The following is a 23,805-nucleotide window of genomic DNA, read 5'->3' as shown; positions in this document are numbered from 1 at the left end:
TCACTTTCTAAGGTAGAATCGAGAAGTCGAGGTAGATCTCATCCTCCTCATCTTCTTGAACATACACCTTATCGACTTGCGCTTGTGGTGAGCCTATACGGCACCACTCAATAAAATGGTCCACCGCTGACAATGCCCCTTGAGCTAAGATATTGACAGAACCATTGGCATCATTCATCACATAACCTGTAATACCGAGTTCAATGGCTTTGGATTGTGTAAAACGCCTAAAATAAACTCCCTGTACTTTGCCCTCAACATTGATTATCACTCGCTTCATACTAACCCCAACTCGCTTAGCATCTTCTATGAAGATAAACCAGTCCGTGTGATAGATCAAAAAAAACAGACACAGAAGACGCATAAAAGAGAAGAGCTGTTAGCGTAAACAGTCGAATTTTTCACTGGCTTGGCCGTATTTTTAATGGAGAATATATTCGTTTTAGGGATTTTACAATACTTGAATGATTGGCAATATCGACATATTCTTCAAGCCGAACTGATTTTCCGATCATAGAGTATTGGGGGTATAAATTAAGATTCATGTTTAATCAATGTCATGGCAAGTTCTCTTGCTTGTAACCACCGATCACTATTTTGCAGAGCCACTGCAACCTTTTCAACATCAGGTTTTAACCGCTGAGCTGGATATTCAGGTAATGCTGTAGGCCATGTTAGCTCATTAAGCACTTCACTTGCCCCTTTGGCATCATTGCAAATTAAAATCATGTTGCAGCCAGCATCAAGTGCAGCTTGCGCTCTCGCTTTATAATCACCCACACCACCAGCGCCTTTCATCCCCAAATCATCTGAGAATATAACCCCTTTAAAATCAAGTCTGCCTCTTAGGATATCTTGCAACCAAAATGAAGAAAAACCAGCAGGATTCGGGTCAAGTTTTGAATAAATCACGTGTGCTGGCATCACCCCCTGCAATTGACCTCTTTCAATCAAATATTGAAATGGCAACATATCTATATCAAATATCTCTGCAGCACTGCGTTCATCATAAGGCTGGGCTACATGAGAATCTGCGACCACACTTCCATGCCCCGGAAAATGTTTGCCCACCGATGCCATACCAGCTTGATGCATACCGTCAATAAAGCTCTCAGCAAGCTCAATCACTTCACTAGGCTCAGCACTAAATGCACGCTTGCCTATCACTTCACTCACTCGATTGAGATCAAGTACCGGCGCAAAACTCAAATCTATATCACATGCAAGTAGCTCTATGGCCATGAGAAACCCCAACTCAACAGCCCAGTTTTTTGCAAGACACATGTTACCAGCAGCACATGGAAGAATATCTCCCATTGCAGGGATACTGGTAAAACTATCTCTAAACCTTTGGACTCGTCCTCCCTCATGATCAACAGCAATGATAAGTTCCGATCGTACCGAACGAACAGACTCAATTAATGACATTAGTTGTGTACGATCAGAAAAATTACGACTGAATAATATCACCCCCCCTACCATAGGATGCTGTAATTGAAGTAATTCCTCTTCAGAAGCTTGCGTTGTAAGCAAATCAAGCATTAAATAACTCACATTTTCTCCTGTTATAAAATAAAATAATGAACTAAAGTGACTTATCTTTCATTAATCAAAAAAACATATATATAAACAACAATATAAAAACAAAAAGCATTAGAAATAACATTAGTTTATCTAATCTTAAAATATCAATTAAAAAAACTCATGATAAGCCATATTAAAAAGTGTGGGATAATTATCAATACAAAACCACAGTCTATCACGATCACCATACCATGGTTTTTTCCTTTTTATTGATTAATCTTGAAGAAAATTAACCTAGTATTAGAGAGTACAGACATAACAATTAAAACAAATAAGGTTTGAGACATGATTAGCGTATTTGACATGTTCAAAATAGGCATTGGCCCCTCAAGTTCACATACTGTAGGCCCAATGAAAGCCGGTAATATTTTTATTCAAGATCTTGAAAAATCAGGTCTGTTAAGCACAACTGATGAATTGCGTTCAGAATTATTTGGTTCATTAGGCCAAACAGGCAAAGGTCACGGCACGGGGAAAGCTGTGATCTTAGGTCTAATGGGTGAATCACCTGATACAGTAGATACTGATACCATCGATGAGATTTTAGACGCTGTACATCACAGCCAGCAACTCCTAATGGCAAGCGGTAAAAAAGTCATTTTTACACGAGAAGCGAGTATTACTTATCATAGACGAAAGAGTCTTCCCGCTCATGCCAATGCCATGACACTCTATGCCTATAGCCAAGGTGAATGCATATTCGAACGTACTTATTATTCAGTCGGTGGCGGCTTTATTTTAGATCAAGATGAAATACTAGCACGCGATGCATCGCCAGCTGCCCCGATAGAATCCGCTCCCTTTGATTTTAATAGTGCTGCACAGTTATTAGCACTGTGTACTGAAAATGGCTTAAGCATCTCTTCACTGATGATGGAGAATGAGCTTAGTGCAAGACCTGAAAGTGACATTAAACACCAATTATGGGCTATCTGGCAGACCATGAAAACCTGCATTGAACGTGGCTACCAAAAAGAAGGAATATTACCTGGCGGTCTAAAACTGAGACGCCGTGCTCCCGCCATGTACCGTCGTTTAAAAGCTGAAGGAAAAAACAGCGTCGACCCTTTAACGGCATTGGATTGGGTTGACCTATTTGCACTCTCCGTTAATGAGCAAAATGCTGCCGGTGATCGCGTGGTTACCGCACCAACAAACGGAGCTGCTGGGATCATTCCCGCAGTGCTCAGTTATTACGATATGTTTGTTCAAGAAGTGGATATGGAAGTCTGTTGCCGTTACCTATTAACTGCTGCCGCTATTGGCATTCTTTATAAGAAAAATGCCTCTATCTCTGGCGCAGAAGTGGGTTGCCAGGGTGAAGTTGGCGTTGCTTGCTCAATGGCTGCTGGTGCATTAACAGAAATAATGGGTGGAACGATTGAGCATGTTGAAAATGCTGCTGAAATTGGAATGGAACATAATTTGGGACTTACCTGTGATCCTGTCGGTGGGTTAGTACAAGTTCCCTGTATCGAACGTAATGCAATGGGTGCAGTAAAAGCGATTAACGCTTCAAGAATGTCATTGCATGGCGATGGAAATCACAAAGTATCATTGGATAAAGTCATTAAAACCATGATGGATACAGGTAAAGATATGCGTAGCAAGTATAAAGAAACCGCAAAAGGTGGTTTAGCCGTTAATATCGTAGAGTGCTAGCCTGACATTCTTATCCATAAAAAAACTCGTCAATATGACGAGTTTTTTTGGCTAATTTCGTTTTAACGTACCGGAAGTTTGATATTGGTGAACATATTTTCAATCAATTGTGGATCTCTTAGCCCTACCGCCTTTTCTACGACTTCTTTAGTCAGGTGCGGAGCAAAGTGTTCAATAAATTCATACATGTAAGTTCTTAAAAAATTACCCTTTCTAAAGCCTATTTTAGTCGTACTGTGTTCAAACAAATGACTTGCATCAATGGCAACAAGATCACTGTCCATATTTGGATCGATTGCCATCGAAGCGATAACCCCAACCCCAAGGCCTAATCTGACATACGTTTTTAACACATCGGCACTGGTAGCACTAAATACCACCCTTGGCTCTAGACCTGCACGATTAAATGATTTTTCAATCTCAGATTCACGATCAAAACCAAATACATAGGTGACTAATGGAAAACGGCCTAAATCTTCAATACTAATATGACTGCGAGACGCCAACGGATGATCTCGTGTGACCACAATTGAACGGTTCCAATGATAACAGGGCAACATGATCAGATCTGAATAAAGATGCATACCTTCAGTTGCAATAGCAAAGTCCGCCTCACCACGTGCAGCAAGTCCACTTATTTGCGAAGGAGTGCCTTGATGCATATGGAGGTTAACTTTAGGGTAACGATCAATAAAACTGCGAATAATGTTCGGTAATGCGTATCTTGCCTGCGTATCCGTCGTGGCTATATTTAACTCACCTTGATCGGGCTTGGTGTATTCTTCAGCTACTTTTTTAATGCTTTCAACTTTACCTAAAATATTATTGGCTATCTCTATTACCTGTTTTCCTGCAGGGGTGACATGTGTTAAATGCTTGCCACTACGACCAAAGATTTGGATACCTAACTCATCTTCAAGCATTCGAACCTGTTTACTTATTCCTGGTTGAGAAGTATAAAGGTTTTCAGCAGTAGCCGACACATTGAGGTTATGATTAACCACTTCGGCAATATATCTGAGTTGCTGCAGCTTCATCTTTTATCCTTCAATTTGACCTCAAATCAACGCTGATTTTATTAGGTCTATATGCTTAATTAACTATAAGAATAAGTTATAGTTCACGGTAAAAATTAAATCAATATGGAATATAACATAGAGTTCACGAGAATCACACGACATAAGCAAAATCCTAGACTAAGATAAGTATGCTAGACTATTGATTTATAGTAGCATTAAAGAATCGCTTATTTGATGGTAGGTCTATGATATTTACTTTGGTTCTGGTCCTTATTGGTGTCCTCTTATTTCTCGTTATCGGGATTAACGTCATTCAACAACAAAAAGAACGTGCGGAGGCTGAACGGAGAGTGGAGTTGGCAAGGCAACGAGCTATAATCGATGAAACAGAAGAGATCCTGTCTCAATCGAGCATGTTCCCTTGTTCATCACAAATTATTTTGGTGCTTTATAAGCGCGTAAGAGACGCGCTAAAAATTGCCAAAGGCATGGCAGGGACTCAAGTCGCCGATTATGAACGTCGTCTCAATGATATCAGCGGTCAAGTCACAAACATAAGCAACGGCACTCAAAATACGCCTCCTATCGAAGGATTTAGGCTTCCCGACAATGACAAACAGGTGTTAGCGTTAGTTCAGGTCCTCAAAAAACTAAAAGCCATACTACGATCTGAACATAATAAAGGCAAAGTCAGCATGGGTATCTTCAGCGAAGAAGAGGGCAGAATAGACAGTCTCCAATTACGTATCAATGTAGAGTCAATGCTTTCAAGAGCAAAAATGTCCTGCGCAACTAAACAATACGGCACAGCAAAGCAAATGGTAACCAAAGCCCTTTCAACGCTTCAGGCCATTAAAGCACAAACACCAAATGACCCTTTTATTGGCCGTAAAGTCGATGAAGCAAAAGCATTGTTAGAAGAGATCAGTGGCGCGCAAAAAGAATCAGCTCCTGTTGTACAACAAGATAAAGAAGAAAAAGATATTGATGTTCTATTTCAACAAAAAAAGAAATGGTAATGGAAGCTTAATAAATATAAAGCCAGTCAAACGACTGGCTTTTTTGCTCTAATCCCAAAGTCTCTCAAGATAATGTAGAATGTATCAAAAAGTACTAAGCTTTTTTATTATCAAGCTTAGTACTCATACAAACACGTACCTCTGACTTTACTCTTTATCTTTCGCTTTAGACTTCACTTTTTTCTTAGATTCTGTCACCCACTTGCCATCAATGTACTTGGATGTCCAACCACTCGCTTTGCCGTCAACATCAGTGGCTACATATTGTTCTTTCGTTTTTCGACTAAAACGTACCGTGGCTTTATTACCGTCATTGTCTTCAACTGGTGCATCTGCTAAATAAGCATATTTAGGCCAGAGTAACGCTCGATATGTGACAAGCTCTTCAACTAAAGGGGCACGTGTTTCACGTGATTTAGGAAAAGTACTTGCAGCCATAAAGATCCCCGCTGCGCCATCCCTAAGTACAAAGTAACCATCAGATTTAGTACACTTGAGATCAGGAAGATGTATAGGATCTTCTTTTGGTGGTGCAGCTTCACCGCTTTTTAACAGCTTACGCGTATTTTTACATTCAGAATTAGTACAACCAAAATACTTACCGAATCGACCATTTTTCAGTTCCATATCATGACTGCAACGATCACATTCAATGATGGGTCCTTCATAGCCCTTAATCTTAAACTGTCCTAACTCAACTTCATATCCATCACAAATAGGATTGTTACCACAAACATGAAGCTTACGTGTCTCATCGATTAGGTAGCTGTCCATTGCTGTACCGCACACGCCACAACGATGTTTAGCACGTAATGCATCTGTTTCTGCATCTTCACTATTCTCACTAACCGCTTCTTCGCCTGAGGTTAGGTTCATTGTTGTTTTGCAGCGCTCTTTTGGCGGTAACGCATAGCCTGAACACCCAAGGAACACGCCTGTTGTTCCAGTACGGATCCCCATCGGCCTTGCACACGTTGGACACTCAATATCGGTTAACACCATTTCGTTAGGCCGCATGCCTCCCTCTTCAGGTGCTAACTCAGCTTGATCAAGTTGCTTGGTCAGATCTTGATAAAAGCCATCAAGTACTTTTTTCCACTCAAGCTCACCTTTAGCAACATCATCTAGGGTTTGCTCCATGCTCGCAGTAAAGTCATAGCTCATCAATTCTTTAAAACTACCAACTAAACTTTCACTGACGATTTCTCCCATCTTTTCAGCATAAAAACGACGGTTTTCAACCTTCACATAACCACGGTCTTGAATGGTCGAAATAATTGTTGCATAAGTTGATGGACGGCCAATCCCCCGCTTTTCAAGCTCTTTAACTAAAGAGGCTTCACTGTATCTTGCTGGTGGCTTGGTAAAGTGCTGCTTATGCAACAACTCTTCTAAAGAAAGCACATCACCTTTAGCCACCACTGGCAAGGTACTTTCTTCTTCATTTTTCTTTTTAACTGCAGTTTGAACTCGCGTCCAACCATCAAAACGTAATGTCCGACCCGTTGCTTTAAGCTCATATTCACCCGCTTTCACTGAAAGACGGGTCGCATCATATTTGGCTGGGGTCATTTGGCAAGAAACAAACTGACGCCAAATTAATTCATACAGACGCTGTGCGTCTCGCTCCATGTCTTTCATGCTGGCTGCATGGACAGAAACATCTGAAGGACGAATCGCTTCGTGAGCCTCTTGAGCTCCCTCTTTACTGCCATAACGAATAGGTGCATCAGGAAGATACTTATCACCAAATTCTTTGCTGATCATCTCACGAACATTGTCTACCGCTTCTTGACTCAAGTTAGTTGAGTCCGTACGCATATAGGTAATATGACCCGCTTCATATAAACGTTGAGCCATCATCATCGTTTTCTTAACACCAAAGCCCAATCTGGTACTGCCAGCCTGCTGCAACGTAGAGGTGATATAAGGCGCTGAAGGTTTACTCGACGTGGCTTTATCTTCACGAGCAGCAACCACAAAACTTGACTGCGATAATGCTGTCACAGCAGTTTGAGCTTGCAACTCGTTAACAGGATTAAATGCTTTATCTTGGAATTTAACCACTTCCATTTTAAGCACATCGTTAGTCAGTGTATTTAAGTTTGCATATATATCCCAAAATTCCTCTGGTACAAACGCCTTAATCTCACCTTCTTTTTCGACCACTAAACGGGTCGCGACAGACTGCACTCTGCCAGCTGAAAGCCCCCTTGCTACTTTTTTCCAAAGCAGAGGGGAAACCATAAAACCAACAACACGATCAAGAAAACGGCGCGCTTGCTGTGCGTTGACCATATTGGTATCTAGCGTTGCAGGTTGACTAAATGCATCCTGAATAGCTGATTTAGTGATTTCATTAAAAACAACTCGTTGATAACGAGATCTATCCCCACCAATCACTTCTTGGAGATGCCAAGCAATGGCCTCTCCCTCTCTATCCAAATCGGTTGCGAGAAAAATATGATCGGCGCTTTCAGCTAAAGTCTGCAGCTCCTTAACCACTTTCTCTTTACCCGGCAGTGTCTGGTACTTAGCTTTCCAGCCATTATCAGGGTCGACACCCATTCGAGTAACCAGCGCTTGTTTCGCTCTTTTACTCTTATAAACTGCTTTGTCTTCAGGAGACATCTTCCTCACTTCAGCTGGCGTTTTTGTCGCCACATTCGCTTCTGCAGTGGATGATGTTGGTAGGTCACGAATATGACCCACACTCGATTTCACGATGTAATCTTTGCCGAGATATTTATTAATAGTCTTGGCTTTGGCCGGTGATTCGACAATAACTAGCGATTTACCCATAGAATGATTTGCGCCAAAAAGTCTCAAAAAATTGGAAATTGGCTCCATATATAGAGTGTTGTCTCGATAGTTTCAAGTTAATCCCTCTTTTATTTGTATCGTTAAGTCAATTTTTAATCATACATAGATAAAATGTAAAATATTTTTTTGCTTATTTAAAAACTATTATTTCATTATTAGTCATCTAGCAAGGTTTTTTTGTGAATTTCGATGCAAAAATCAAAAATTCAGTATTTAGCTGCAACTTGTTTACCACAAAACCTCACGTATACTGACGCCAAATGAAGCAAATCTTGCAGACTGTACCAGCTAAGTATCAGTTATAAAATCATAACATGACACGTTAAATCACATTTTACATCGTCTAAATAATAGACTGATGCTAAGCGTGTTGAGGATCAGCTAAACAACTCAACAGATTAACGCTATATAAAATGGGTTCTTTAACGCCAATTTTATTCAACAAAACCCCTATTGCTGCCTACAAGGATAATAAATGAAGCATTTTGAAGCGAACTTTGACGGACTCGTTGGACCCACCCATAACTATGCAGGCCTTTCTTTTGGCAATGTTGCTTCTTGCAGTAATGCTGCAGCGGTATCAGATCCCAAGGCCGCCGCGAAACAAGGACTAAAAAAAGCCAAAGCCTTAGCTGACATGGGCATGGCTCAAGGTATATTAGCCCCTCAAGAGCGCCCAGACATTCATACACTGCGCCGAATTGGTTTTTCGGGTACTGATGCTGAAATATTAAATAAAGCCGCTAAACAGGCTCCTGCACTCTTACGAGCATGTTGCAGTGCATCAAGCATGTGGACAGCCAACGCTGCGACGGTTTCTCCTAGTGCAGATACCCAAGATGGTAAACTGCATTTTACGCCAGCCAACTTGGTCGATAAATTACATCGCAGTATTGAGCCAACAACAACCGGTAACATTTTAGCAGCGACGTTTAATAATCCACGTTATTTTCATCATCACCAACATCTACCAGAACATGCCAGCTTCGGTGATGAAGGCGCAGCGAACCATACTCGTCTATGTGAAAACTACGCCAATGCTGGAGTTGAATTATTTGTTTATGGCCAAGAAGCCACAAATCCGAATGCCCCTAAGCCCAAAAAATACCCAGCGAGACAAACACTAGAAGCATCGCAGGCCATCGCCCGCTTACATGGATTAAGTGAAGAAAATACGGTGTATATCTCACAAAACCCTGATGTCATTGACCAAGGTGTATTTCACAATGATGTCATCGCTGTAGGTAACCAAAATGTACTTTTCTACCACCAACAAGCATTTTTAGACACTAAAAATAAGCTCGATGAAATAAAACGTAAGTTTGGCCATTCAGACGTTCATTTTATCGAAGTCCCGACTGCGAAAGTCAGTATCGAAGACGCAGTCAATAGCTATTTGTTTAATACTCAAATAATCACTCTCCCCTCTGGAGAGATGGCGATCATAGCCCCCACGCATTGCCAAGAAAATCCCGCTGTTTTTTCTTATCTGAATGAATTAGTCGAGTTAAATACGCCAATTAAGCAGGTTAATTACTTTGATGTTAAACAAAGCATGCAAAATGGCGGCGGGCCAGCTTGCCTTCGCTTACGTGTGGCCATGAATGATAGCGAACTTGCAGCCGTTAACCAACATACTCTGATGAATGACGGATTATTCACGCGTTTAAACATCTGGATAGATAAGCATTACCGTGACCGTTTAAGTGTCGATGATTTAGCTGATCCTCAAATGCTTATTCAGTCTCGCTGTGCATTGGATGAGCTCACACAGATAATGAAACTTGGCAGTATATATCAATTTCAAAAATAATTGATTTTTGATACATTACGACTTAATTTAACGCATAAAAGCCACTTCTATATTGGCTTTTATGCACCCAAGCGAGATGTATTTTTTACTACATATTAACATCTATTGTTGCCACCCTTGAAACCACACCACTTGGTGTAGTGACGTTTATGGTCAATACACCATCTTCAGGATCATTGGGCCCTTTTATTGAGATGGTTTCACAGCGGGCACCATTAAAATTGGAATCTGGCCAAATAATCGGGTTCGTCGTTGCCACACTGCCAACCGAAGTCACTGCACTAATTTCACTCCCTGATGGCATTTGTTGATTATGTCGATCTGATATACACAGATAAACAGAGCCAATTGATTTTACACCTAAATCTATTATGGTATCTCCATTATCCACTCCGCTGTCGGTCACAATGGGCTGTGACGCATAAGCAGTACTGCCGGACATGATTAACACAAGATTGCGCCTAACATAAGTACTGGTACTCTGTGCAGTAAAAGACGCACATCCAGCATGGGCTGGATCAGAGCACAACACCCCATTATACAAGGTATCTTTAAGATCAAAATTACCATCAAAGTCAAAGTCAATTAACTCTTCAAGTAAGCCACCTGTTTCACCTCCACCCTGCTGAGGATTAAATACGTTATCTTCATTAAAATCTTCAAATGGCTCATTTAGATCAAAGTCTTCACCTGCTATGTTTGTTCCTAAAAATGCAGTGCGCTCAGCAGCATCAAAGCGACCATTACCATTGCTATCGGCAAAAGACTCTTCCCCTATCGCTGTCGCGGTCACTGTAACTCTACCTCCCATTGGCTGACCAAGGTAATAAGCAGAACGTACATCCCAGTAAACACGCCCTTGTGCATCGGCAGCTAACGGCTGTACTGTTGCTCCTGTTGGTCGTGGGGCTTTACTCTGCCAATCAACGGTGCAATCACCATCGGTCGTAACACACGAATCGACAATATCGCCACCTTCTGTCCTGAAAGTCACCGATGTACCATCAGACACACGATTATTAAACGCATCTGAGAGTTTAGCTGTTATCTGTACTAGTGTACCTTCAACACCCCACCCTTCTGGATTATAGTTTGAACTTGAGAGTGAGAAACTATCTTGATCAGGGATCCCCGTCGTCACAACCAACTCACTCGACTGACTCGAAATAACAGGGATTGATCCATTAATCGTTCCCGTCACCCGTACCACAGTTGCAACAGTACCTGAACCAACCACTGTTTGGGCAAAACCTTGAGCATTGGTGGCCGCTGACACAGGATCAATATTAATTCCCCCCACATTCGTGTTGATGCTAAAGTCAACCAACTGGTTACTCACTGGTAAACCATTAGTATCTAAAACCTTAAAAATCACCGTAGATGACTCTGATAAACCAGTCCCTAATATGCCAATTTTTTGTGGTGTTGCAGATTCAAAAACGATACTGCCAATATTGGCAGGAAGGATATTAATACTTGTCATCGCCGATAAATTTAACCCTCCGGCATTGGCAGTAACATTAATTTGGTCATCTCCACTACAGCCTTGTGCTAAATACGAACTTGAAGCCTCACCATTTACAGCAGTTACTGGTGTACTTAAAATAGCAAGTGGGCTTGTAAATGAGGCACAAGTTGATGCAAAGTTCACTTCAACAGGCTGAGTAAAAGGCACTCCTTGATCATCTTGAATTAACACAGAGACAATCGCAGTACCGCCTGCAGATAATTGGTTCGTAGAAACCGTTGCAACACCGTCAGAAAAAGGGCTACCACTGCCCATCAAAACATTAGTGGCCCCAACCACCACAATCGCTTCACCTATCTCTCCAGAATCTAAGGTCGCCACCGCCTTACCTGCACCTAAGTCGGTTCCTGCATAAATATCAACAATGGCCACTCCATTGACCGTCACAGCAGCATCGACGGGGATCTCCCCCTTTGCAGAGGTAAATGTCACGATTGAAGGCTTATTCAACCCGCTAACCGTCGCCACTAATTTACCTGAACTGGTCGTTGAAATAGAATCAATGACAATCCCATCCGCATCCGTCAGGCTTAACACAACTTGGGCTTCTCCAACTTCGCCGCCATCACCCGCCATATTAAACCCGACCGTTTCTACCGTCCCAGTAAAACCATCAACTTCTGCCGTCACACTCCCAGCGCCAGGTACATTAGAGGTAACAAGTTCTATTTGCGCTTGCCCCTCCGCATTGGTTAATGATGTACCCGTCCCAGGATTAAAAGAGCCTAATGTGCCATTACTTAACGTAAATGTGACTAGCGTATCAACCATCATTCCCGTTTTTGAATTAACAACGGTTGCAGTGACCATTGCCGGAGTGGCTGCGTTGATATCTGAATTAGAGATCGTCATTGAAATAGAGACTGTTCCACCATCAGGATTTGGATCCGTAGGATCAGTAATTGATCCTCCTCCACTGCAACCAACCATAAAAAAAGACAAAATGAAGCCGATAAAAACATGATAAACGGTCTGCATGCCAGACTCCCAGTTACTTAAAATGTAGTTTTAATTAATACACTTATTACTTATAGGACAGTATTGATTAACTTTCCTGCAACACGATAAAAACTATTAGAACTAATCAAAAAAGAATACCCTGGAAGTTTAACTTTCATCCCGTATCCTCACTGAAGTTTGCGTGCTAGTCTTAATAGGCAAATTGAAAAGATAATAATTATACAGGAATCACCATGGCACTAACGCAATCAAGAAAGCTCGGTCTCACGAGTAAAATACTCATTGGTATGGGTACTGGGGTAATATTAGGGTTAATTTTAAGAAATTCATTTCCAGATAGTCACTTTATAAACGAATACATCACCGGAGGTGTTTTACACGTTCTTGGGACGATTTTCGTCTCAGGCCTAAAGATGCTCGTGGTCCCCTTAGTATTTATCTCTCTCGTGTGCGGAACTTGTTCACTCAGTGATCCTGCAAAATTAGGCAGATTAGGAGGAAAAACGATCGCTTTTTACCTCTTTACTACCGCTATTGCTATCACAGTCGCTATCGCTGTGGCAATTATGGTTCATCCAGGTAATGCCTCGTTAGTCAGCGAAGGGTTAATTTTTAATGCTAAAGAAGCCCCCAGTTTATCTGAAGTATTAATTAATATCGTGCCAACCAACCCTATGCACGCGATGAGCGAAGGTAACATGCTTCAAATCATCTTGTTTGCTGTCATTTTTGGTTTTGCTATCTCACATATTGGTGAGCGAGGAAAACGTGTTGCTGCGCTGTTTAGCGACCTTAATGAAGTGATTATGCGCGTAGTGACACTCATTATGCAGTTAGCTCCTTACGGTGTATTTGCACTAATGGCAAAATTAGCGCTCACCCTGGGCATGGAAACCTTCGGCAGTGTCGTCAAATATTTCCTCGTCGTCTTAGGTGTATTGTTGATCCATGGCTTTGTTGTCTACCCCTCTCTACTCAAAATGTTCACCGGGCTTAATCCCTTTATCTTTATCCGCAAGATGAGAGATGTGCAACTGTTCGCATTCAGTACAGCAAGTTCAAATGCCACGCTACCAGTCACAATTGAAGCGGCTGAGCATAGACTAGGCGTAGACAATAAAGTGGCTTCATTCACATTGCCTCTGGGTGCGACAATTAATATGGATGGCACCGCGATCATGCAAGGCGTTGCCACGGTATTCATTGCCCAAGTTTACGGTGTTGATCTGACCATTACCGATTATGCTATGGTCGTGGTAACAGCGACATTAGCCTCGATAGGCACAGCTGGAGTGCCTGGTGTCGGTCTTATTATGCTCGCCATGGTGCTGAATCAGGTCGGTTTACCTGTTGAGGGTATCGCACTGATCATTGGTGTCGATAGATTATTAGACATGGTAAGAACAGCGGTCAATGTCACAGGCGATACCGTCGCAACAGTCATTATTGCTAAATCAGAAAATGAATTTAATGAAACCGTGTATAACAATACTCAAGCAGGAAAAACAGCGGGTAGTTTTAACGAGCAGTTACACGCGAAATAAACCACTGAAACAGGCTTCATTTTGACAAATAAAAAGCGTCCTATTTTAGGACGCTTTTTATATCACTCTAGGTCAATATAGAAAATCACCTTTCCCAGTACGCCTCTTCTAAACTGTCTTCACGTTCTGGCAGCCCTCTGGATAAACGCGGACTATGCTGAACTAAGACCTCATAAGCAACTCGATTTGCATATTTGCATATTTGAGAAAATGAAGAGTAACATAACCCATCCCGCTTATGTTTACTTGACTCAGGTACATTGACCTTATGAAAGGTGTTTGACGCAAGATCGTGCAATAATGCAGCCAAAGCGCCATCGCCAGCACCATTAGTATTACGTATTTTCTCTGGTCCTCCCATGTAAGGAGGAATATGCGCGTAAACTTTAAGCGGTGTATCACATGCTAATTTTAGTTTAGGTCGAGAGAACTCATAACGATTAAACTCAGGGATCACACCAGACAATAAAGTGTGGCTAGTTGTTCGTTTTTCAGCGTCTTCTGCGTAGCCTGCCATATACAAACCTAAAGGACCCGCAGTGGTCAGAACTAAATCACATAACTCAAGCGCCGCTTCACTAGCCTGAAGAGGGTCTTTAAAGCCTGTTAATGCTTCACCTTCATCCTCATTCATTGCAACAATAGCGACATTATCTTTAATAAACTGTTTCCACCACTGCGGATCGCTTTCAATTAAAAACCGAGTGCCTAGCGTTAATACCACTGGAACATCTGCAGCTTTAGCATACTCAATCGCTGTTAATGCAGCTGCAGTGATTTGATCTCCGCCACATGCTCTCATCAAATAAGCTGTCAACACTAGCGCAGAAGCTCCTTGAACAAGCTCTTTATTAATAAACTCTGGGCTTAATTTATCCATTGATCCTTTGCTGATAGCAAAGGTGCGCTCGCCACATTCAGATATCAGCGTAAAACAGCGTCCTATTGGCCCTTCTACCGGTTGTAAATAATTGAGATCCACTTTAGATGAGGTATTACAAAGGTAGCGGTAAGCATAACTGCCCACTTCGATATTATTGCTCATCACACCAAACAATACCGATCTATCATCGGCCAAAATAGAGTAATTATGCACGGTATTACCGATCGTACCACCAGCAAACTCATCACTGATCAACTGCTTGTTTCTTAACTCTGCATACAAAGCATGCGCAGTTTCATCATCGATTAACGTTGAATTACCTATCGGTAATTGATACCGACTTAACAATTCATGACCGACTTTCGCTTCAATATCAACCAGTGTTTGATCAATACCTGTAACATATGTTGAGAATCGCTCTGGCTGCTGAGTTATTTCTGCTAACAGTGGATCACGATACTGCACCGGGAAGTAATGCTTTGATTTTCGTTGACCTGGAAACTTCATTTAATATTCTCGTTGAATGCTAGCTTTATTCCCCAAATCAACAGAAATGTACCCACTCGCGACATAGCAATAACTCGAAAGTGAACATGTCTCAATAACTTGGATTGAATATGTCATCAATGTGTATATTCGCTCTTATGAGCAAATATAAATCGGCGGCAGATATTAACACAAACAGCAACATTCACCAGCCAGAAATGCTAATTTTTTAAAAAAACCATGCTTGTTTTGATGACGATAAAACAAGCAAAAATCACGTCATTTCATTATCATAATTTTCATAAAAAAACCCACCTAAGTGGGTTTGAAAGCAAGTCACGTTCGATGCAATAGCATCTTAACAGCATAATAAATTAACGTAACGCAACCACAATTTCGTCACTCACTGCAGCAACACTTTGGGTGCCATCAAACTTACTGTATGTCACCTGACCGCTAGCAGCAACCTTGCCATAATACTCAACTAATGGTTTAGTCTGCTCATGGTATATGTCCAAACGTTTACGAACTGTGCTCTCTTCGTCATCAGGACGGATAGCAAGATCTTCACCAGTGACATCATCTTTGCCTTCAACCTTAGGTTGATTAAACACAATATGGTAAACACGACCGGAGCCAGGGTGAACACGGCGCCCACTCATGCGTTTAACGATCTCTTCATCCGGCACATCAATTTCTACAACATGATCGATAGTAATACCACCAGCCGCCATAGCATCGGCTTGAGGAATGGTACGAGGAAAACCATCAAGTAAAAAACCTTTCTCACAATCAGCTTGGCCTACACGTTCTTTCACTAAGCCAATAATCAATTCATCAGACACCAATTGCCCAGCATCCATCACTTTTTGAGCTTCTAAGCCAAGCGGTGTTCCAGCTTTAACTGCTGCACGTAACATATCACCTGTGGATATTTGTGGAATACCGTATTTGTCCATGATGAACTGTGCCTGAGTACCTTTACCGGCACCTGGGGCACCTAATAACATGATGCGCATCTCGATTGTCCTTTTATGTCACTTAGATTTCATTGGGCCGCGATCTTCGCACACTTAACCACTATTTTGAAGGGGTCCGCATGGGTTTTAAAGCGGATAATCATCAAACTGTAGCCTTAATATAAAAGGCTATACAGCTTACGACGATATTGGTTAGCAAGCGAGCTACCTTGACCTAACGCGGTAAGTATCTCTAAAAATAGTTGTTTAACATCACCATTTTCTGCATTTATATCTTTTGATAAAGGCGTAAATAATATCGATAATGCCTCTTCATTTCTCTTCGCTTGATGTAATGCTTTAACCAATAAAAGCATATTAGGCATATTATCAGGTTCATTCTCGACAGCCTGTTGCAGCTGCCTAATCTCAGGACTATCGGCCGCATCTAAGGCTAACGCAAGTTTCGCCTTCAAAGTCTGATAATAGCTGTCTTGATAAGCTAGGCCGACACACGCTAGCAACTCTGCAGCGGCGTCGAAATCTCCAAGTAACAGATGCGCGTCAGCATAAACTAAAGCCACTTCTTCATTAGGCGATTCTGTGTAAGCTTGCTTCAATAATACTAAAGCTGATTCGGCATCTTGTAGCGCCAATAAGGTTTTGGCTTCATTTAATTGTATTTGCCAGTGTGCAGGAAGGTGCTTATCCAACATCATGGATATTTGCATCTCCTCTTGTAAACCAGCAAAACCATCAATCGGTTTACCTTCACTTAATACTAACGTGGTTGGAATACTTTGAATTTGAAAATAGTTCGCGATCTCTATTTCTTTGTCACAATCAACTTTGGCTAATACAAAACGACCACTTTGTTTATGTGCTATCGCAGTCAAGGTTTGATATAAAGCAACACTTTCAGGATTTTGTTGCGACCAAAAAGCTAAGACAACAACTTGCTTCATTGATGCATCAACCACATCTTGAATATTATCTTTAGTCAGTTCCAAAATAGGTTCCATAACAATCCTAAATTAACAAAAAAAAGAGGCTGGCTCTTAATACAACAAGCCATGCCTCAGATTTATTCAGTTAAAAGCTTACGTTAACTGGGCTAAAAGCATTTGATTCATCAGCTTAATGAATGCTGACGGATCCGATAAACTGCCTTTTTCTGAAAGTTGAGCCTGCTGAAGAAGTAGCTCACTCCACTGAGCAAATAGCTCTTCGTCTTGTTCATCATTGAGACGTGCAACAAGCGGATGTTCAGGGTTTATCTCAAAAACGGGCTTACTTTCTGGCACAGATTGACCCGCAGCTTCCATCAGCTTAATCATCTGTGTTGACATATCACCATCACCGGCAACAACACATGCTGGCGTATCGGTAAGGCGAGTGGTCACTTTAACCACTGACACTTTATCACACAGCACATCTTTAACGCGCTTAACTAAGCCTTCAGATTCAGTCTCTAGCTTTTCTTGCGCTTCCTTTTCACTTGCATCTTCAAGCGATCCTAATGCTAAATCACCACGCGTTGCTGAATGCAGTTGTTTTCCATCAAACTCAGTTAAATGATTAATTAACCACTCATCAATTCGCTCTGACATCAGTAAAACTTCGATGCCTTTCTTACGCAACAACTCCAAGTGCGGGCTGTTTGCCGCAGCTTCATGGCTATCAGCAACGATATAGTAAATCTTGCTCTGACCTTCTTGCATACGGCTGATATAATCTGCAAGTGACACCGTTGGAGAAGCATCCTCATTATGAGTAGAGGCGAAACGTAGTAAACCTGCAATGCGCTCTTTGTTAGCAAAATCCTCAGCGGGTCCTTCTTTTAACACTTGACCAAATTCAGTCCAAAATGATTGATATTTTTCTACATCATTTTTGGCTAATTTCTCAAGCATGCCTAATACACGTTTAGTCACAGCGGTGCGAAGCGCAGTGGTGACTTTATTGTCTTGTAAAATCTCACGAGACACGTTTAACGGAAGGTCATTGGAATCAATCAAACCTTGTACAAAACGTAAATAGCTAGGCATAAACTGCTCAGCATCATCCATCACAAATACACGCTGTACAAACAGTTTTAGTCCATGTTTATGATCTCGATTCCACATATCCCATGGTGCTTTAGAAGGTATATACAGTAAGCTTGTATACTCTTGTTTACCTTCAACACGATTATGACTCCACAACAGTGGCTCCGTAAAATCATGTGAAATATGCTTGTAAAACGCTTCATACTCCTCTTTAGAGACATCACTCTTGTTACGAGTCCATAACGCAGTAGCCTTGTTCATTGGCTTCCACTGACCTTCTACCGCTTCTACCGCTTCTTGCTCATCGGTTGCTTCAACAGCTGGTGTACCCGCTTCAAGCATTTCAACAGGCACAGAGATATGATCAGAGTATTTAGTAATGATTGAACGTAAACGGAAGTCATCGGCAAATTCCTTCTCTTCTTCACGTAAATGAAGCACGATTTCAGTGCCGCGATCATGCTTCACTATATTTTCAACCGTAAAATCACCTTCGCCAGCTGATTCCCACTGAACGCCCTCTTCACTACTGCAACCAGCAGCACGAGTGCGAACTGTGACTCGTTCAGCAACGATAAATGAAGAGTAGAAACCGACACCAAATTGACCAATTAACTGTGAATCTCTTGATTCATCACCAGAAAGGTTTTTGAAAAAATCAGCGGTACCAGATTTAGCAATCGTGCCTAAGTGTTCGATAACACTGTCGCGACTCATGCCAATACCGTTATCTTCTATCGTCACAGTCCCTTTTTCTTTATCAGCACTAATACGAACTCTCAGCTCGCCATCACCCTCATAAAGCGCATCGTTAGTCAACGCTTCGTAACGAAGCTTATCCGCAGCATCGGCAGCGTTAGACACCAATTCACGCAAAAAAATCTCTTTATTTGAATACAAAGAGTGGATCATCAAGTGTAATAGTTGCTTGACTTCAGTTTGAAAGCCATGGGTTTCTTGTTGAGACATGGATTGTTCCTTTATCTATATTCACGAAAGCTATTTCATTATGCAATTAGAGATGGGGCTAAAATTTAGCTTTTCAAGGGAAAAAAACATTGAATCATTTAAATGAATAAAAAAAAACCAGGTTCTAAGGTATAGATCCTGGTTTTTTATTATTTAAGACAATAACATGAGTAGCATGCTATTAGACGGATCTCATTTACAGGGGCAAACGCCCATTAAAAGAAAGGGCTAATGTGGTGCTATCGACATATTCAAGTTCGCCACCAACAGGCACGCCATGGGCTATCCTACTGACCGACACTTGATAGCCTTTGCCCATATCTGCAATAAAATGCGCTGTTGCATCTCCTTCAACAGTAGGATTAGTCGCCAGAATCAGCTCTGATATCTCACCAGAAGCCAAATGTGTTTCAAGTAATGACAAACCAAGCTCATCAGGCCCGACACCATCAAGAGGAGAAAGATGGCCTAACAACACAAAGTATCGTCCAGAGAAATGCCCACCGGCCTCAATCGCAAGCACATCAGCAGGTGTTTCAACAACGCAAATAATGTCAGAGTTGCCCCGTTTATGACTGGCACAAATAGGGCAAAGATTTTCTTCCGTAAAAGTACGACAAGCTTGACAATGGCCCACATTACTCATGGCATTGGTTAGCGCTGAAGCCAAAGATTGCCCTTCCTTACGATCACGTTCCAAAAGCTGAAACGCCATACGCTGGGCAGATTTAGGCCCGACACCTGGCAAGCACTTCAATGACTCAATAAGTTCATCAACAAGAGGGCTAAATTTCATTTATTTCTCTGATTAAAAAGGCATTTTCATACCAGGTGGTAATTGCATTCCACCGGTGACTTCAGCCATTCTATCTTTTTGATTATCTTCAACACGACGAGCTGCATCGTTACACGCTGCAGCAATAAGATCTTCAAGCATTTCTTTGTCATCGGTTAACAAACTTGGATCGATATCCACTTTACGGACACTGTGTGAACCTGTCATGGTCACTTTTACAAGACCGGCACCGGCTTCGCCAGTCACTTCCATTCGTGCTATCTCTTCCTGCACTTTAGCCATTTTATCTTGCATCATCTGGGCCTGTTTCATCAAGTTACCCATACCGCCTTTTCCAAACATAGTTATATCTCTTCAATTAAGGGGCTAATAAAGTTGGCTCATCTTACTTAAAAAATAGTGATAATCAATCAAAGCCGTATAAAATTATGACTCAGAGAGCGTCGTAAAGTTCGACTTATCGATCAGTTCAATACTATTTCCTTTTAAACTCAATCGCTCAGGGCTATAACTTACACTGTCTGTTTCGAGCTCCGCACCCATTTCTGCCACCAACCATTGAACGTGCGTGTCACTCATTAATTCATGATGAGCCTGAGATAATAATTCTTTATGAAAGCGTTGCCGTATCTCTAACGGTGTTTCACGCATAGCATCAACACCAACTGACACACTAACATGAACGTCTTTATCTAATGCTCTGACTAACGCATCGGTTAACTGTATAACGGCAATATCTGCAGCTAAATGCTTTTGATTTGGCTTTAATAAAAGTGCAAGAGGATCAACAAAGTCATAGCAAACAGAATTGACCGCCAATTGACGTACTCGACCACCAACGTCAAGCGCCGACATTAATCGGTACCATTTTAAATCAACATCATTACCCGTTATCAAGCCATCATCAGGTGATGCAATATGAGGTTGCACTGCCTGTAATGTTGATTGTGCAAGCTCCTCATGGTTTTTAGGCTTAACACTGTTGTCCTCACCCACCTGAATCGACTCAAGCAACTTAGTAGGCTTATCTACCAAAGGAGCGGGTATTTCAGGCTCTTCCCAAGGTGGTCTATCCTCACACGTTAACAAGCTAGATTTAAGCTCTATTGCGGAGATGTCATCTGTTATATTTAGGTGCTCAGTGGCCCCATTATCATCACTTGGAAAAGTGATGATGGATGGAGGCGGTGTCGGTGAGACACACTCTTTTCGTTCAAGTTCATACTTTTTTCCACCACTCTCCTTAGGCTCTTCAGCACTGAGTTGAGTGAGTAAAGTCTCTCTCGCTGCTAAAACAGCATCAAGTATATCATCTTGTTCAGGTGCATTTATCGCTGCAGGAATCGCATCAGCTTCATCTATTTGTGGAGGGGGTAAATTTGATGAATCGACGTCATGAATAGGTAATTCAGATGACTGTTCGCCCGCCTCTACCTCGGGTAATGTGAGGTATTCACTTTGACTATCAAACTGCGTGACTTGTGTTTGATAGTGTTCATCAGGTAAGCTATTATTCTCTGGCGGAGCCGCTTCATTCGTCGCATGTTCATGCTCAATAGCGGGTTGATTTTTATCCGCAACGGTATCGACCTCATGCTCATCCAAGATCAACTCACTTGTAAGACCAGCATCATTGGTAACCGTTAACCCTTCTTGCACCATTCCCTGACTGGCTGCTTGGCTTACTATCAATGCTTGCTCACTGTGTAAACGATTAAGTTCCGAGTCCTCATCGTTTGAATTAACAATACTGGTATCATTAATGTGTGCTGGGACAGGTTGCTCGACAACCCAACGCTTAATCGGCACTTCTGGTACAAATGAGACGGCTCTTAGCAGTGCCATCTGCAAACCTGACTTAGGATCGGGGGCATAAGGTAAATCTTTACGCCCAGTAAGCAGTAACTGATAATAAAGTTGTACTTGTTCTGGCGTTAACTCCACCGCAAACGAGGTAATTTGTTCTCGATAGACAGACAATTGAGCCGCGGCAGGGGCAAATTGGCTTAATGTGATTTGATGTAACAATTCGAGGAGACTGCGCAATACTTCGTGTGGATCCGCACCAAATACCAATACGTTATCAATAACCTGCATTAGCTGTTCAATGTCACCTTGAAGCAGTGCATTAAACAGTGTGATCACATGTCCTTCATCAATACAGCCTAGCATAGTCTGCACTTGTGTAAGCAGCACTTCACCCCCACCAAAAGCGATGGCTTGATCTGTGAGGCTCAAAGCATCTCTCATACTGCCATTGGCGGACTTTGCTAATAAGGCTAATGCTTGCTCATCAAATACTAACGACTCTTGGGTCAATACATGAGAAAGCTGCTGCGTTATTTCATCTTGAGTCAGACTTTTCAGATTGAATTGTAAGCAGCGTGATAGCACGGTAACAGGCAACCGTTGTGGATCGGTTGTCGCAAGTAAAAACTTGACATACTCAGGCGGCTCTTCCAACGTTTTAAGTAAAGCGTTAAAACTACTGCGAGAAAGCATGTGTACTTCATCAATCAAGTACACCTTAAAACGACCACGGCTTGGACGATATTGTACATTGTCGAGCAATTCACGAGTATCATCAACTTTCGTTCTTGATGCTGCATCGACTTCAATAAGATCGACGAAACGACCTTCAGAAATTTCAACACAGCTTGAACATAAGCCACATGGGGTCGCTGTGACACCTTGTTCACAATTAAGGCCTTTAGCAAACAGCCGCGCTAAACTCGTTTTTCCCACACCACGGGTACCAGAAAATAAATACGCATGATGTAATCTTTGCTGAGTAAGCGCGTTAGTTAGCGCATGTAAAACATGATTCTGGCCAACCATTTGCTCAAAAGTAGCAGGGCGCCATTTTCTGGCTAACACCTGATAAGACATGAGACTCCTCAACCTGTTATTTTATTCATTTCTGGAGCATGCTCCTAGGATGTAGCACAATAACACGACAAGCAAAAACGCGCTACAGAGGAGTATGCTTACGCTGTTTTATTCACCGTCGAATTGACACAATGTCACCAGCTCAAGTCCCATATTATGAAGTCGCTTTTCTCCCCCTAAATCAGGTAAAGATATCACAAATGCAGCGTGCTTAACCTCCCCCCCGAGTCGACGAACGAGTTTAACCGTTGCTTCAATGGTACCGCCTGTCGCCAACAAATCATCAATAACAAGTACCTTATCATTTTCATCAATGGCATCAATATGAAGTTCTAACGCATCACAACCATATTCCAACTCGTAGCTTTCAGAAATCGTAGTACGAGGCAACTTACCCGGTTTTCTAACCGGCACAAAACCAACGCCTAATGCCAACGCTAATGGTGCTCCAAAGAAAAAACCACGCGCCTCAGTACCGACTATTTTCGTAAAACCATGGTTTTTATAATGTTGGACTAATATATCCATTGTCGCTTTATAAGCAGTATGGTTTTCCAGTAGGCTCGTCACATCCCGAAAAAGGATCCCTGGTTTAGGGTGATCTGGGATCGTTTTAATGCTCTGCTTTATTATCGCTAAACTATCGTTATTCATGCCATCATCTTTTTATATTGTCAGCCGTAATCGTCGACTTTTGAAAATTCGGCTAAAGCTTAAGCCGCTTTACCATGAGTTGCAACTAGCTCAAACATCAATTTGACACATTTGACTGATATATAGCACTAAATACAACAACTCATCTGTGTATTAACCACTGAGCGAC

The 23,805-nt window shown here is 41.8% G+C and carries 17 protein-coding genes; 4 read left to right on the top strand and 13 right to left on the bottom strand.

Features of this window, described 5'->3' with window-relative positions; translation table 11 throughout:
• Window positions 1-7 precede the first annotated feature (7 nt).
• Complete coding sequence (locus HQQ94_RS09810; RefSeq protein ID WP_173294253.1) at window positions 8-280, bottom strand: acylphosphatase; 273 nt, start codon at window positions 278-280, stop codon at window positions 8-10.
• 254 nt (window positions 281-534) lie between these two features.
• Window positions 535-1,554: a beta-N-acetylhexosaminidase gene (gene nagZ / locus HQQ94_RS09805; protein ID WP_173294252.1), complete on the bottom strand. Its 1,020-nt coding sequence runs from the start codon at window positions 1,552-1,554 to the stop codon at window positions 535-537.
• 315 nt (window positions 1,555-1,869) lie between these two features.
• On the opposite strand from nagZ, the gene HQQ94_RS09800 reads away from it, so the two are divergent.
• Window positions 1,870-3,246 (top strand): L-serine ammonia-lyase, encoded by a 1,377-nt coding sequence (locus tag HQQ94_RS09800; RefSeq protein WP_173294251.1) that lies wholly within the window; start codon window positions 1,870-1,872, stop codon window positions 3,244-3,246.
• A gap of 62 nt (window positions 3,247-3,308) precedes the next feature.
• On the opposite strand, the gene cysB is transcribed toward HQQ94_RS09800, so the two are convergent.
• Complete coding sequence (gene cysB, locus HQQ94_RS09795) at window positions 3,309-4,283, bottom strand: HTH-type transcriptional regulator CysB (protein WP_173294250.1); 975 nt, start codon at window positions 4,281-4,283, stop codon at window positions 3,309-3,311.
• A gap of 227 nt (window positions 4,284-4,510) precedes the next feature.
• Here cysB and HQQ94_RS09790 point away from each other — a divergent pair, with 227 nt between their 5' ends.
• On the top strand, window positions 4,511-5,284 hold the full coding sequence (locus HQQ94_RS09790) for a hypothetical protein (protein ID WP_173294249.1): 774 nt from the start codon (window positions 4,511-4,513) through the stop codon (window positions 5,282-5,284).
• Window positions 5,285-5,431: 147 nt separating this feature from the next.
• On the opposite strand, the gene topA is transcribed toward HQQ94_RS09790, so the two are convergent.
• A complete protein-coding gene (gene topA / locus HQQ94_RS09785; RefSeq protein WP_173294248.1) occupies window positions 5,432-8,086 on the bottom strand; it encodes a type I DNA topoisomerase in 2,655 nt (884 codons plus the stop codon).
• A 496-nt stretch (window positions 8,087-8,582) separates the two neighbouring features.
• Between topA and astB the strand changes: the two genes are divergently transcribed.
• On the top strand, window positions 8,583-9,920 hold the full coding sequence (gene astB, locus HQQ94_RS09780) for an N-succinylarginine dihydrolase (RefSeq protein ID WP_173294247.1): 1,338 nt from the start codon (window positions 8,583-8,585) through the stop codon (window positions 9,918-9,920).
• A gap of 88 nt (window positions 9,921-10,008) precedes the next feature.
• On the opposite strand, the gene HQQ94_RS09775 is transcribed toward astB, so the two are convergent.
• Window positions 10,009-12,426, bottom strand: a complete 2,418-nt coding sequence (locus HQQ94_RS09775) for a hypothetical protein (protein ID WP_173294246.1) — start codon at window positions 12,424-12,426, stop codon at window positions 10,009-10,011.
• Between the two features lie 215 nt (window positions 12,427-12,641).
• On the opposite strand from HQQ94_RS09775, the gene HQQ94_RS09770 reads away from it, so the two are divergent.
• The gene (locus HQQ94_RS09770) at window positions 12,642-13,952 is read left to right on the top strand and encodes a dicarboxylate/amino acid:cation symporter (protein ID WP_173294245.1); all 1,311 of its coding nucleotides are present in this window, start codon (window positions 12,642-12,644) and stop codon (window positions 13,950-13,952) included.
• Window positions 13,953-14,037: 85 nt separating this feature from the next.
• Here the strand turns inward: HQQ94_RS09770 and HQQ94_RS09765 are convergent, their stop codons facing one another.
• The 8 genes from HQQ94_RS09765 to apt all read right to left on the bottom strand — a co-directional run bounded on the left by HQQ94_RS09765 (window position 14,038) and on the right by apt (window position 23,636).
• Window positions 14,038-15,342 (bottom strand): inosine/guanosine kinase, encoded by a 1,305-nt coding sequence (locus HQQ94_RS09765; protein WP_173294244.1) that lies wholly within the window; start codon window positions 15,340-15,342, stop codon window positions 14,038-14,040.
• 353 nt (window positions 15,343-15,695) lie between these two features.
• Window positions 15,696-16,340 (bottom strand): adenylate kinase, encoded by a 645-nt coding sequence (gene adk, locus HQQ94_RS09760; protein WP_173294243.1) that lies wholly within the window; start codon window positions 16,338-16,340, stop codon window positions 15,696-15,698.
• Window positions 16,341-16,456: 116 nt separating this feature from the next.
• Entirely contained in the window at window positions 16,457-17,302 is an 846-nt protein-coding gene (locus HQQ94_RS09755) for a tetratricopeptide repeat protein (RefSeq protein ID WP_173294242.1), read from the bottom strand.
• 78 nt (window positions 17,303-17,380) lie between these two features.
• The gene (gene htpG, locus HQQ94_RS09750) at window positions 17,381-19,297 is read right to left on the bottom strand and encodes a molecular chaperone HtpG (RefSeq protein WP_173294241.1); all 1,917 of its coding nucleotides are present in this window, start codon (window positions 19,295-19,297) and stop codon (window positions 17,381-17,383) included.
• Window positions 19,298-19,493: 196 nt separating this feature from the next.
• The gene (recR, locus tag HQQ94_RS09745) at window positions 19,494-20,093 is read right to left on the bottom strand and encodes a recombination mediator RecR (protein ID WP_173294240.1); all 600 of its coding nucleotides are present in this window, start codon (window positions 20,091-20,093) and stop codon (window positions 19,494-19,496) included.
• 12 nt (window positions 20,094-20,105) lie between these two features.
• Window positions 20,106-20,435, bottom strand: a complete 330-nt coding sequence (locus HQQ94_RS09740) for a YbaB/EbfC family nucleoid-associated protein (RefSeq protein WP_173294239.1) — start codon at window positions 20,433-20,435, stop codon at window positions 20,106-20,108.
• 84 nt (window positions 20,436-20,519) lie between these two features.
• A complete protein-coding gene (gene dnaX, locus HQQ94_RS09735) occupies window positions 20,520-22,982 on the bottom strand; it encodes a DNA polymerase III subunit gamma/tau (protein ID WP_173294238.1) in 2,463 nt (820 codons plus the stop codon).
• Between the two features lie 108 nt (window positions 22,983-23,090).
• The gene (gene apt, locus HQQ94_RS09730; RefSeq protein WP_173294237.1) at window positions 23,091-23,636 is read right to left on the bottom strand and encodes an adenine phosphoribosyltransferase; all 546 of its coding nucleotides are present in this window, start codon (window positions 23,634-23,636) and stop codon (window positions 23,091-23,093) included.
• Between the last annotated feature and the right edge of the window lie 169 nt (window positions 23,637-23,805).

Origin of the sequence: Shewanella sp. VB17, from assembly GCF_013248905.1 — a bacterium.
Taxonomy (GTDB): Bacteria; Pseudomonadota; Gammaproteobacteria; order Enterobacterales; family Shewanellaceae; genus Shewanella.
This window is presented reverse-complemented; position numbering and strand designations above follow the sequence as displayed.

Excerpts from the sequence above, each read along its gene's own strand:
- HQQ94_RS09810 (WP_173294253.1), bottom strand. The coding sequence starts at position 280 with ATGAAGCGAGTGATAATCAATGTTGAGGGCAAAGTACAGGGAGTTTAT.
- HQQ94_RS09800 (WP_173294251.1), top strand. The coding sequence starts at position 1,870 with ATGATTAGCGTATTTGACATGTTCAAAATAGGCATTGGCCCCTCAAGT.
- cysB (WP_173294250.1), bottom strand. The coding sequence starts at position 4,283 with ATGAAGCTGCAGCAACTCAGATATATTGCCGAAGTGGTTAATCATAAC.
- HQQ94_RS09790 (WP_173294249.1), top strand. The coding sequence starts at position 4,511 with ATGATATTTACTTTGGTTCTGGTCCTTATTGGTGTCCTCTTATTTCTC.
- topA (WP_173294248.1), bottom strand. The coding sequence starts at position 8,086 with ATGGGTAAATCGCTAGTTATTGTCGAATCACCGGCCAAAGCCAAGACT.
- astB (WP_173294247.1), top strand. The coding sequence starts at position 8,583 with ATGAAGCATTTTGAAGCGAACTTTGACGGACTCGTTGGACCCACCCAT.
- HQQ94_RS09775 (WP_173294246.1), bottom strand. The coding sequence starts at position 12,426 with ATGCAGACCGTTTATCATGTTTTTATCGGCTTCATTTTGTCTTTTTTT.
- HQQ94_RS09770 (WP_173294245.1), top strand. The coding sequence starts at position 12,642 with ATGGCACTAACGCAATCAAGAAAGCTCGGTCTCACGAGTAAAATACTC.
- HQQ94_RS09765 (WP_173294244.1), bottom strand. The coding sequence starts at position 15,342 with ATGAAGTTTCCAGGTCAACGAAAATCAAAGCATTACTTCCCGGTGCAG.
- adk (WP_173294243.1), bottom strand. The coding sequence starts at position 16,340 with ATGCGCATCATGTTATTAGGTGCCCCAGGTGCCGGTAAAGGTACTCAG.
- HQQ94_RS09755 (WP_173294242.1), bottom strand. The coding sequence starts at position 17,302 with ATGGAACCTATTTTGGAACTGACTAAAGATAATATTCAAGATGTGGTT.
- htpG (WP_173294241.1), bottom strand. The coding sequence starts at position 19,297 with ATGTCTCAACAAGAAACCCATGGCTTTCAAACTGAAGTCAAGCAACTA.
- recR (WP_173294240.1), bottom strand. The coding sequence starts at position 20,093 with ATGAAATTTAGCCCTCTTGTTGATGAACTTATTGAGTCATTGAAGTGC.
- HQQ94_RS09740 (WP_173294239.1), bottom strand. The coding sequence starts at position 20,435 with ATGTTTGGAAAAGGCGGTATGGGTAACTTGATGAAACAGGCCCAGATG.
- dnaX (WP_173294238.1), bottom strand. The coding sequence starts at position 22,982 with ATGTCTTATCAGGTGTTAGCCAGAAAATGGCGCCCTGCTACTTTTGAG.
- apt (WP_173294237.1), bottom strand. The coding sequence starts at position 23,636 with ATGAATAACGATAGTTTAGCGATAATAAAGCAGAGCATTAAAACGATC.